This is a genomic window from Adhaeribacter aquaticus DSM 16391, assembly GCF_000473365.1.
In the GTDB taxonomy this organism is placed as follows: Bacteria; Bacteroidota; Bacteroidia; order Cytophagales; family Hymenobacteraceae; genus Adhaeribacter; species Adhaeribacter aquaticus.
The window spans coordinates 4,812,056-4,818,501 of sequence record NZ_KI421517.1 but is presented as its reverse complement, the minus strand read 5'-3'; the positions used below and the strand labels follow the sequence as shown (position 1 = coordinate 4,818,501).

The window sequence follows — 6,446 nt, the reverse complement described above, 5'->3', positions numbered from 1 at the left end:
ATAGAGCCTACTTTAGCATCCTTGCAAAGCCGGGTGGTTACCTTGGAAACCACTGGTGTTACAGCTACGACTCCTAATACCAGTGATTTAAGTACAGCGGATACCAAACTTATTTTCCCTAATAAGTTATTTGTAGTGGAAGGTAGACCTTTTCAACTTTACCTTTCCTCTATGTTGCCAGATCGTAATAAAACTGTAGCTAGTAGAGTTGCTGCTTTTCAATCTATTAATAATGCTAAGTTACCTTACAATATTTTATTTACTAACACTTTAGAAGTTAATCCAGATAGACTAGGAAGTACAGCTACTTTAACTCTTCGTAATGCCGGTTTAGCTGACCGGGAAATGCAATTAGCGTTAACCGTGCACAAAAGCCCGGCTAATAAGACTAAATCAATTAACGTCTGGTATGGTGGCGATAGTACAGTAGCACAAAGTACAACTCCGTTACTGGAAAAGTTTGCCTCTGGTAATATTACCGCTACTTCAATAGGAACCAGGCTAAATGGGGCGTATTATTCAGAAGGCCGGGGAGGATGGAAGGGCGCTGACTTTGTGTACATTCAAAATAGTAATGGGCACGCTCCTTTGCCAATTGGCTCTGAAGCCCAGGCTTTAAGTCTTGGGAATGACACCCGGAACCCTTTTATTCGGGTAGCCACGGGTTCAGACGCGGCAGAAGATATTAAAAACGGTTACATCTTTGATTTTCGGTTCTACCTGAATCGGTTCAGTTTTGCCGATCCGGATGTGGTGGTTTTAAACTTTATGACCAACGACATTAACAATGATGGGACTAATATCGGGGTAGCCAACGCCTTAGAAGCTTACCGGATTATTATTGCTTCTATCCGGTCAGCTTGTCCAAATGCCAAGATAGGAATTGCCATGCCGATGAATGGCAATAATTCTTACTTTAACCCGCTCTGGTACGATGGCTATGTCAAGACATTCTTAAAGCTTTGCGAATTATACGGTAACCAGCAAAATAACAACATTTATGTGATTGGCGCTCATGCTTACCTGACTGACCAGTTTATTTATCCCATGAACACTGTTTCAACGGATAGTCAAACCGGGTTAATCGAACAATCTCTAAATGATGGGACGCATCCAATTAACCCAATAGGGCGGCACTTATTTGCCGAACCGCTTTACCAGTTTATTCACGCTATTTGTTAATTAATATGAATAAAGCCATTTACACCTCCTGCACCCTACCAGTTTAAGCCATAACCTGTTCGATGAAATTAGAAGAAGTCCTCATTAGTATTGCCGGTTTTATAATCATTACGCTGCTGGGTGTGGTGGCTCATTTCCTGAAAAGGGTGCTGGATAAGATTGATTACATGGCTACCGAAATGATGGACTTAAAAAGCCAATTAAACATTGTGGACTTCCTGAAAAATGAAGTCAATGAGCTTAAAAGGGAATGTGCATCACTGAGGAGGTCCTTTACTGAAATGGATAAAGTGATTTACAGCTTTATAAGAAAACATAAAGGAGACGATGGGCCTTAACCTATGTTAGAAGTGATCAAAAAGATGTGGTGTGATACCACTAAAAACACCCTTACGGGTGAGTACTCCATGAAGCGGCTGCAGGTGTTCCTGTTTACGTGGCTCTCGGTGGTTTTTAGCTTGCCTTATTTGATTGAGGTGGACTTGCCAGCCAAAAGCCCTATCAAGATTATCAAGCCGCCGATTGAGTTGATCCTGATATTCCTGGGTATTGCTTTGGGTAGTTCTTACCTGACTATTCTGGGGAAATTCCAGAACCGGAAAAGAGGAGATGAGAATGGAGTGCCATTGTCACCTGCTTATCCTGAACACACAACAAACCATTAATTAAAAACATATGGCTAATTTTTTACTTGCTTACAACATCACAAAAAAAGCAGAAGGTGGTTGGAGCGACAACCCAAAAGACAGAGGCGGACAGACCTGGAAAGGAGTTGCCCGGAACATGCACCCGAAATGGAAAGGCTGGGAGCTAGTTGATAATGCTAAAAAGAAACCCGGCTTTCCTACCTCGCTTTACAAACTGGTAGACCTGCAGAAGCTGGTGCTGAAGTTTTATAAAATCCACTTCTGGGATGTGAACCTGTTAGACCAGGTACAGAATCAGGAAGTGGCTAATGAAATCTTTGATACGGGTGTTAACATGGGACCAGGTGTGCCGGTAAGGTTTGTACAACGGGCTATTAACTTCCTGAATAAGGGAGGCCAGTTAGCTCCGAATCTGAAAGTGGATGGTGTTTGCGGTCCTGCAACTGTAGCGGCTATCAATCAATATCCTTATCCTACCCGGTTACTGAAAACCCTGAATGGTTTACAGGTTGCCCGGTATGTGGAGATTGTAGAGAAAGACCCTACACAGGAAGTATTTGCAAATGGTTGGATCGAGCAACGGGTGGCATGAAAATAATAGAAATAGAAAAGGGGCATCCTCATACCCACCACTTTTATTGTCCCGGTTGTAAAACAGCGCATGGGTTTTCAAATAAGATTTGGACCTATAATAACGATCCTGAAAAGCCAACTGTAAGAGCTTCAATCTTAGTTCGGTTCCACTATAAAGGCAAAGATATGGTTTGCCATAGTTTCATTACGGATGGAAATATTCAATTCTTATCTGATTGTACACATGAATTAGCTGGTTTAACTGTAAGCCTTCCTGAATTATAATATGAAACACATCTACAAATTATTGTTGCTCCTGCTGTTACTGCCTTTGAGCTGCAAAACTGGTAAACCTGAAAAGGATACCAATGTATTGACCAAGGAGCCTGTAATCAATCAGGCTAATTCCATGCCTCCTTATGAGAATGGCTCACCATTGGATAGCTTGGTCTGGATGTATCCGGGAATTCAGCAAGCAATGGAGGAAAACAACCTGACGTATATTAAACATACGCCAGGGGGAAAGCTGGTGTCGGTATTACCGACGTCAGGTAAAAAAACAGGTTTCATAACCCGGCTATTTGGTCCTAAAAAAACTAAGCTCAAGAATTCAGCTATCAATATCAACTACCAGGTAGCATCGGCTGGCAGCTCTATTGCACCAGCTACGCAAACCGGCAATCAAGAGAACAAGGAAAAGCTCAAAGGCCAGAACGCTATTAAAGGAGATCACAACGTACCCACAGCAACCAAATCAGATAAGAGTTTGCTATGGGTGGTTATTGTGGTAGTGATAGCGACAATTGCCGCCGCTTACTTCCTGAAAAGGAATAATGTATAAGGCTTTACTAATGTAATTAGAATTCGTATCTTTGTTTTAGCATAATTGAAAAGAAGGGCGCTCTCATTGGGAGCGTTTTTCATTTTATAGCAGATGATTATCAGTAGTATTATCAGTAGCATTTGCAATAAGCTGATTATCAGCTAAATAAAAGTTTGGTTAGATATATTCCGATATATCTCTCATTTCTCTAAGCTTTTAGTTTTTATATTTCTACGGAAAAGAAATTTTTAATTTACAGTACTGCCGGCATTCCCCAGATTTAGCGCATTAGGAAAAAAATTAAACGGCATACGATAACCGCAGGTCGGGGATTTCAATATTAGCATAACCCAGATCTTCCAAATCATTTTTTAGCTGGTGCATAACTCGTTTTTCTCCGTGTACCAGAAATATTTTCTTAATCTTCTCTTTATCCTGGCAATGCAAAAATTTAGCTATGTCGCCGTAGTCGCCGTGGGCACTGTATTCTTTCATTACTAAAACTTCCGCTTTCACAGCCACTTCATCGCCCATAATATAAACCTTGTCAGCTCCATTCATCAATTTACCTCCTAACGTATTAGGTTCGCAGTAGCCGGTAACCAATACAGCACTGTTGGGGTCAGAAAGGTTGTTTTTTAAGTGGTGCTGAATGCGACCCGCTTCCATCATGCCCGAAGAAGAAATAATAATACAAGGCTCATCCAGTTTATTAATTTCTTTAGAGTCTGCTGCTTCTGTAACATAACTTAGTTGCGGAAACCCAAAGGGATCCGGATCAAATTTTATATAATCTAGCATCGTATCATTAAAACACTCGGAGTGCTCCCGTAAAATGTCAGTTGCGTAAACCGAAAGCGGGCTATCTACAAAAACCTTAATATCGGGTAACCGCCCTTCTTCTGCCAGGTAGTTTAAAGAATAAATTAGCTCCTGGGTACGACCAATACTAAAGGCTGGAATCAGCAGCTTCCCTTTTTGTTCTACACAAACCCGCTGAATAATTTTCTCTAGCCGATCCTCCGTATTGGTCAGCGAATCGTGTACTTTATCGCCATAAGTAGATTCACACAGAATAATTTCGGCCGGTGGGAAAGGTTGCGGCTCTTTAAGAATACGATTGGTAAACCGGCCAATATCGCCACTAAAGCAAAGGCTTCTTTCCTGACCATTATCCTGAATTTTTAAATTTATAGCCGCACTTCCCAGCACGTGTCCGGTGTCTGTGAGAAGCAATTCTATGTCCTCATCAATTTTATATACTTTATTATAAGGAACAGTTTTAAATTGCTTTAGGGCTTGTTCTACATCTTCTAAGGTATATAGTGGGCCTTCCTGGGCTTCGGTATTATAGCTTTGGATATTAGCACTATCCCGCAACAGAAGTTCGCACATTTCCAGGGTAGGAGGGGTGCAGTAAATGGGACCTGAAAAACCTAATTTAACTAATCGTGGAATAAGTCCGGAATGATCTATGTGGGCATGAGAGAGTATTAAGTAATCTATTCTTTCAGGTTCAAATTCAAAATCCCGGTTTTGTTCTTCGTTTTTCTCACCTTTCCCTTGGGTCATGCCGCAATCTAGTAAAATGCGTTTCCCGTTCTCTAACGTAACCAGGTGTTTGCTGCCGGTAACACTTTGGGCAGCGCCGTAAAAAGATATGGTCATAAATTAAATTCTTTATTTATAAAATGGTTCGCTTTGTACGGATACCGGTACTACCTGTTGCTTGGGTAGAAGTGGTTTCTGCTCTTTTTCGGGAAGAAAAGGTTTACCTCTTGATTATTTAAAATAAATAGGTGCCTCCAGAATAAAATATACAATTTTTGACACCTCCGGATTATAAAATCCCCTTATTCTTTAGCTTGTTTTAGGATGATTTAGGAAGAAGCAAACCTTGGTTGAATAGTTTAATTAAATAAATTCGGTACTTGTTCTTTTAGATTATTTTAAAAAAGAGTACTTTTTAGAGGACAATAATTTTGATTTTTTTATTTCTAATCTATTTCCACCACTTTAGTAAAATTTACATGAAAACTGAACCTCAACTTCCTCGCCGTGACTTTATAAAAAAGGCAGGTTTATTAACTGCCGGGATAGGTATTGCCGGTACGCCAGCCTGGGCTGCTTTTGAGCCTCCTGTTAAAAATAATTTACCTAAATGGAAAGGTTTTAACCTGCTTGATTTCTTTTCGCCCGACCCGAACAGAACCCGCAAACAAACGCCAGAAGAATACTTTAAATGGATGCAGGATTGGGGCTTTGATTTTGTACGGGTACCAATGGCTTATCCATTCTACCTGGACATAGATCGGAGCCGCAATATTACGCCCGAAGAAGTGTATAAAATAGATGAAAGGCGGGTAGAGCAAATTGATAAGCTGGTTCATACAGCACAAAAGTATAACCTGCACGTAAGTTTAAACCTGCACCGGGCGCCAGGGTATTGTGTAAATGCCGGCTTTCATGAGCCTTACAACCTCTGGACCAGCGACGAAGCCTTGAAAGCCTTTTGTTACCATTGGAGCATGTGGGCCAAGAAGTACAAAAACGTTTCATCCAAAAAAATCAGTTTCGATTTGTTAAATGAGCCTAGTATGCGCGAGGATATGAACGACCAGCACTCCCGGCGCAGTACAGTTCCGGGCGATGTTTATCGAAAAGTAGCCAAAGCCGCTTCAGAAGCTATCCGGAAAGAAAATCCGAAACACCTGGTAATAGCCGATGGCAATAATACCGGAACAACCGTTATTCCAGAAATTACCGATTTAAATATTGCCCAAAGTTGCCGGGGGTACAATCCCGGAATAATTTCTCATTACAAAGCTCCCTGGGCAAATAAAGATCCGGATAATTTACCTGAACCTAAATGGCCTGGACAAGTTGGCAATAAGTATTTAAGCCGGGCCATGTTAGAAGAGTTTTACCAGCCCTGGATTGCGTTAGCCAAAAGTGGGGTTGGTGTTCATTGTGGAGAATGTGGTGCCTGGAATAAAACCCCGCATAATGTATTTCTGGCTTGGTTTACTGACGTGCTCGGTATTCTTTCGGAAAACGGTATAGGTTTCGCGCTGTGGGAATTCGATGGAGATTTTGGTGTTTTAAATTCCGGCCGTACCAATATTGTTTATGAGGATTGGCATGGGCAAAAATTAGATCGTAAACTGCTGGAGGTATTACGGAAAGCCTAACAGTTCATTTAATTTTGAAGAAGAAATACT

General features: G+C 41.2%; 8 protein-coding genes. 7 read left to right on the top strand and 1 reads right to left on the bottom strand.

From position 1 onward, the window contains the following. The 6 genes from ADHAQ_RS0123850 to ADHAQ_RS0123825 all read left to right on the top strand — a co-directional run. A partial coding sequence (locus tag ADHAQ_RS0123850) for an SGNH/GDSL hydrolase family protein (RefSeq protein ID WP_026465063.1) occupies nt 1-1,182 on the top strand: 1,182 nt, incomplete at its 5' end. Between the two features lie 62 nt (nt 1,183-1,244). Beyond that, nucleotides 1,245-1,520, top strand: a complete 276-nt coding sequence (locus tag ADHAQ_RS0123845) for a hypothetical protein (RefSeq protein WP_026463668.1) — start codon at nt 1,245-1,247, stop codon at nt 1,518-1,520. Between the two features lie 3 nt (nt 1,521-1,523). Beyond that, nucleotides 1,524-1,847, top strand: coding sequence for a hypothetical protein (locus ADHAQ_RS0123840; RefSeq protein WP_026463669.1), 324 nt, complete (start codon nt 1,524-1,526; stop codon nt 1,845-1,847). 10 nt (nt 1,848-1,857) lie between these two features. Then, on the top strand, nt 1,858-2,421 hold the full coding sequence (locus ADHAQ_RS0123835; RefSeq protein ID WP_026465062.1) for a glycoside hydrolase family 108 protein: 564 nt from the start codon (nt 1,858-1,860) through the stop codon (nt 2,419-2,421). Next, on the top strand, nt 2,418-2,687 hold the full coding sequence (locus ADHAQ_RS0123830) for a ubiquitination-like system serine protease family protein (protein WP_051360133.1): 270 nt from the start codon (nt 2,418-2,420) through the stop codon (nt 2,685-2,687). Before ADHAQ_RS0123835 ends, ADHAQ_RS0123830 begins: the two co-directional genes overlap by 4 nt. Nucleotide 2,688: 1 nt before the next feature. Beyond that, nucleotides 2,689-3,243, top strand: coding sequence for a hypothetical protein (locus tag ADHAQ_RS0123825; protein WP_026465060.1), 555 nt, complete (start codon nt 2,689-2,691; stop codon nt 3,241-3,243). A 282-nt stretch (nt 3,244-3,525) separates the two neighbouring features. Here the strand turns inward: ADHAQ_RS0123825 and ADHAQ_RS0123820 are convergent, their stop codons facing one another. Then, nucleotides 3,526-4,893, bottom strand: coding sequence for an MBL fold metallo-hydrolase (locus ADHAQ_RS0123820; protein WP_026465059.1), 1,368 nt, complete (start codon nt 4,891-4,893; stop codon nt 3,526-3,528). Nucleotides 4,894-5,255: 362 nt separating this feature from the next. Here ADHAQ_RS0123820 and ADHAQ_RS0123815 point away from each other — a divergent pair, with 362 nt between their 5' ends. After that, nucleotides 5,256-6,416: a glycoside hydrolase family 5 protein gene (locus tag ADHAQ_RS0123815; RefSeq protein ID WP_026465058.1), complete on the top strand. Its 1,161-nt coding sequence runs from the start codon at nt 5,256-5,258 to the stop codon at nt 6,414-6,416. The last annotated feature ends 30 nt before the right edge of the window (nt 6,417-6,446 follow it).

What these genes read in the sequence shown, in the direction of transcription:
- ADHAQ_RS0123840 (WP_026463669.1), top strand. Translation starts at nt 1,524, where the DNA reads ATGTTAGAAGTGATCAAAAAGATGTGGTGTGATACCACTAAAAACACC.
- ADHAQ_RS0123835 (WP_026465062.1), top strand. Translation starts at nt 1,858, where the DNA reads ATGGCTAATTTTTTACTTGCTTACAACATCACAAAAAAAGCAGAAGGT.
- ADHAQ_RS0123825 (WP_026465060.1), top strand. Translation starts at nt 2,689, where the DNA reads ATGAAACACATCTACAAATTATTGTTGCTCCTGCTGTTACTGCCTTTG.
- ADHAQ_RS0123830 (WP_051360133.1), top strand. Translation starts at nt 2,418, where the DNA reads ATGAAAATAATAGAAATAGAAAAGGGGCATCCTCATACCCACCACTTT.
- ADHAQ_RS0123820 (WP_026465059.1), bottom strand. Translation starts at nt 4,893, where the DNA reads ATGACCATATCTTTTTACGGCGCTGCCCAAAGTGTTACCGGCAGCAAA.
- ADHAQ_RS0123815 (WP_026465058.1), top strand. Translation starts at nt 5,256, where the DNA reads ATGAAAACTGAACCTCAACTTCCTCGCCGTGACTTTATAAAAAAGGCA.
- ADHAQ_RS0123845 (WP_026463668.1), top strand. Translation starts at nt 1,245, where the DNA reads ATGAAATTAGAAGAAGTCCTCATTAGTATTGCCGGTTTTATAATCATT.